General features: G+C 72.6%; 6 protein-coding genes. 3 read left to right on the top strand and 3 right to left on the bottom strand.

Annotated features, from left to right (window positions below; translation table 11 throughout):
• Positions 1-766: Ig-like domain-containing protein (locus C1J00_RS40195; RefSeq protein WP_342751796.1), on the top strand; the 766-nt coding region annotated here is incomplete at its 5' end.
• Here the strand turns inward: C1J00_RS40195 and C1J00_RS40190 are convergent.
• Together C1J00_RS40190 and C1J00_RS40185 are read right to left on the bottom strand one after the other, a co-directional pair.
• Positions 760-1,248: a hypothetical protein gene (locus tag C1J00_RS40190; protein ID WP_102913793.1), complete on the bottom strand. Its 489-nt coding sequence runs from the start codon at positions 1,246-1,248 to the stop codon at positions 760-762. The genes C1J00_RS40195 and C1J00_RS40190 overlap by 7 nt on opposite strands.
• Before the next feature lie 52 nt (positions 1,249-1,300).
• On the bottom strand, positions 1,301-1,675 hold the full coding sequence (locus C1J00_RS40185; RefSeq protein WP_102913792.1) for a DUF6479 family protein: 375 nt from the start codon (positions 1,673-1,675) through the stop codon (positions 1,301-1,303).
• A gap of 127 nt (positions 1,676-1,802) precedes the next feature.
• Here C1J00_RS40185 and C1J00_RS40180 point away from each other — a divergent pair, with 127 nt between their 5' ends.
• Positions 1,803-2,654, top strand: coding sequence for a hypothetical protein (locus tag C1J00_RS40180; RefSeq protein WP_102913791.1), 852 nt, complete (start codon positions 1,803-1,805; stop codon positions 2,652-2,654).
• A 133-nt stretch (positions 2,655-2,787) separates the two neighbouring features.
• The gene (locus tag C1J00_RS40175) at positions 2,788-3,201 is read left to right on the top strand and encodes a DUF5994 family protein (RefSeq protein ID WP_102913790.1); all 414 of its coding nucleotides are present in this window, start codon (positions 2,788-2,790) and stop codon (positions 3,199-3,201) included.
• A gap of 1 nt (position 3,202) precedes the next feature.
• Here the strand turns inward: C1J00_RS40175 and C1J00_RS40170 are convergent, their stop codons facing one another.
• Positions 3,203-3,565, bottom strand: coding sequence for a DUF1304 domain-containing protein (locus C1J00_RS40170; RefSeq protein WP_102913789.1), 363 nt, complete (start codon positions 3,563-3,565; stop codon positions 3,203-3,205).
• Positions 3,566-3,605: the final 40 nt, after the last annotated feature.

Genomic DNA, 3,605 nt, shown 5'->3' with positions numbered 1-3,605 from the left:
GGTACCGACCGTGTCCGGACAGGGAGTCCCGCCCGCGATGAACAGGTACAGCAGGACAGCAGCCGTGGCGGGGGCCCTGGTCGTGGGGGCGCTCGCGTTTCCCGGTACGCCCGCGGCGGCCCGGGACGGCGGCCTGTGGGGAGCCGCGACCATCGCACCGGGCCGGGAAGGCATCGTCGAGGTCGCGGGCGTCCCGGAGACGGCCGCGGATGCGACGCTGACCCTGACCGCGCCCCGGGGCACGCGGGTGACCGGCACGCCCCTCGACGCGTCCGGCCACCGCGGCTCGGTCTCCGCCGACGGGCGCAGCGCCACGTACACCGTCACCGGCGGCGCGGCCGGGCAGGACCGGGTGTTCACCTTCGTGCTGGCCGTGCCCGCGCACGCTGTTCCGGGCACCCGGCTGCGGGACTGCTTCCTGCGGCTCACCGACGGCCGGGGCGTGCCGCGGGCCGTCGGCCGGTGTGCCGTGACCGTGGGCCTGGCCGGGCCGACCCTGACCCGCCCGCTGTCCGGCGTGGCGCTGGCCGCCCGGCCGGAGATCTCCGGCACCGCCCATCCGGGAGCCCAGGTCACCGTCCGGGACAAGGACGATCAGGAGGCCTGCGCGACCACCGCCGCCCCCGACGGAACCTGGGCCTGCATCCCGGGGTCCGGCCTCCCGGCGGGCGCCAACCGGCTGCAGGCGGTCGCCACCCTGAACGGGGTGAGCGCGATGAGCGAGCAGGTCGACATCTCGGTCGCCCGGGACGACGAGGCTCAGTAGCGGACCGCCCGGGCCACCTCGGTGCGGACCTCACCGGACAGGTCGTGGGTGCTGCGGGCGGTGGCCGTGGCGGATTGGCCGGCCTGCACGTGCTCCACCGTGACGATGACCGTGTCGACCAGTTGCCCCCCGGCGTTGCGGAAGTCGACCTGGACGGCGAAGGACCGGGCCGAGTCGTCGGTGTTGCGGACGGTGACGTCCGTGCGGACCCGGCCGTCGGAGCCGGTTACGGGCGTCCCGGCCGTCACGTCGCCCTTGACGTCGGCGCCGCCCTGGATGTCGTCGAGCCGCTGCTGCGCCTCGGCCGAGGCCGACTCCACCGCCTCGCCGGCCTCCGAGGCGATCGACTCCACCGCGGACTCCGCCTTGCTCGCGGCGTCCGCGGGGCTGCCGTCACCGCCGCAGCCCGCGAGCGCCGCGGACAGGGTCAGCGCCGCGGCCGCCCCTGCCGTCGCCCAGCGCGTCCGGTGGCGGGCCGTCATGTCGCCTCCCTGGGATCCACAGGCCCCGGCCTACGGCCTACTGCCTACGGCCTCATGTGCGGCCGAGCCCGCCGCCGCCGAAGGATCCACTGGATCCGGGCGACCAGCGGCGCGGTTTCTGGTCCTTTCCGGTCCTGGTGCTCGCCCGGTGGAGCTCATGCGGCATGATCCGCTGACCGTCGCGCGTCACGACCGGCACGTCGTCGGGCTCGCGCATCTCGCGCATCTCGCGGACCGGACCGGTGTCCGGCATGTGCGGCTGCTCCTCCGGGGCGGGGTGATGGGTGTCCTTGTCCATGACCTGCATCCCGACCCGCACGGCCCAGATCAGCGCGCAGGCCACGATCAGCCCGCCGACGAAGGCGATGGTCACGGCGATCGCGTGATCTGACGACGCCGCCAGTTCTGCATACGTTGCCGTACTCATGCCCCAAGTATCACCGACGGAATGGGATAAAGCGCCCGGAATGCCCTCCGGGTCATTGGCAGGCAACCCCGGCCGCGCCGGCGACGACCTCAGGGTGACACCTCCCCCCCCCCACGAGGAGATCACCATGCGCAGACACCTGGCGCGGCTGCTCACCGTGCTCGCCGTGCTGGCCGCGGCGTTCGTCACCCCCGGCATGACTTCGGGCAAGGCGCAGGCCGCCGACGACTGGAAACCGCCCGCCCACCTCGCCCAGCCCCTGAACGAGGTGTGGAAGCACGTCGAATCGACCTACGGGAACCTGTACGGCTTCCGGAACTACGGCTGGGACCAGGTCATGGCCAACCGGGGCAGCGTCAACTACTGCGTGCGCTGGGAGTCCGACGCCCCGGTCAGCGCCGCCCTGCGCGACCGGATCCACGCGGCGCTGAAGAAGCAGTTCGGCAAGTGGATGTCCGCGATGGTGGTGAACGGCAAGGGCCACAACGCCTGGCCGTACACCACAGTGCCCGTCAACATCGTCGGCTGGGCCGTGAAGAACCGCTCCACCCTCCAGTGGAGCGACAACTCCGTCGACATCTACGCGGGCGTCCTCGACGACGGCGGCTCACCGCAGTGCGCCCCGGACTGCGGGCGCTTCTTCCACCAGGACGGCAACTACTCCAAGTGCCCGGGCGGCGCCGCCCGCCACTACGACCAGTCGCTGTGGCTGACCAAGGGCTTTCATGGCGGCGCGGGCGGTGACTGGGGCCAGCGCATGGGCCAGGAGTACTTCACCGGCGCGCTGAACCAGGAGAACATCCACATCTACCTGCACGAGGTCGGCCACACCTTCGGCCTCGACGACTTCTACGACTGGTCGCCGACCGGCCAGTGCTGCTTCCTGATGAAGGCGGGCAGTGCCACGCAGATCACCGAGTTCGACACGTGGATGCTGCGCGACTTCTGGCGCCATCTGAAGAGCCGCTACGGTCTGTGACCGGCAGGGGCGGTGCGGGCGGCCCCGGCTCCCGTACCGCCCCGCGGCGTACGGCGTACCGTAGATATGCCGAGGGTATGTCGCACCCGGTGGCCGAACCGGTCTCGTCGCCCCCCGCAGCAGGAGCCCCTCGATGACGTCCGCTTCTTCGCCCCAGCCGTCCGTCCCCGCCCCGTCCGAGGTCCGGCTACGGATCGCGGACCAGGCGCGCCAGGACCGCACGGCCCGCCGGATCGACGGGGCATGGTGGCCCCGCTCGTACGACCTGGCCGCCGAACTGCCCGTGCTGCTCCGCGGACTGCCGGATGCCTGGGGCCGGATCAGCAGCGTCCTGGTCAACGGGGACACCTGGCCGGACTGCCCGGAGCAGATGGTCGTCGCTGGTCAGGCGGTGCACGTGGGGCGCACCGACTCACCGACCGCCCCGCACACCGTGTGCTTGCTCGCCCCCGGCATGGGCCGCTGGGACCTGCTGGTGGTGCCGCCCGCCACCGATGAGGCGGAGGCCGGCCGGGTCATGGAACGGGCCGTCACGCAGGGCGTCTGACTCAGCGCGCGAGCAGCACCAGGGCCAGGGCGGCCAGCGCCGGGACGGTCTGGACGAAGAGGATCTTCCTGCTCGCCGTCGCGGCGCCGTAGAGCCCCGCGACCGCCACGCACACCAGGAAGAACACCGTGACCTGGAAGCCCACCGGGTCGGACGCCACCGCTCCCCACGCCAGACCGGCCGCGAGGAAGCCGTTGTAGAGGCCCTGGTTGGCCGCGAGGGCCTTCGTCGAGGCGGCGAACTCGGCGGTCGTGCCGAAGGCGGCCCGGGCCCGCGGCGTGGTCCACAGGAACATCTCCAGCACCAGGATGTAGGCGTGGAGTGCGGCGAGGGCCAGTACCGCGATGGTGGCAAGGGTCGACATGCGCACATCATCACAGACCCGCCGGCCCCTGGCCCGCCCG

This window comes from Streptomyces cahuitamycinicus (assembly GCF_002891435.1).
Classification (GTDB): domain Bacteria; phylum Actinomycetota; class Actinomycetes; order Streptomycetales; family Streptomycetaceae; genus Streptomyces; species Streptomyces cahuitamycinicus.
This window is presented reverse-complemented; position numbering and strand designations above follow the sequence as displayed.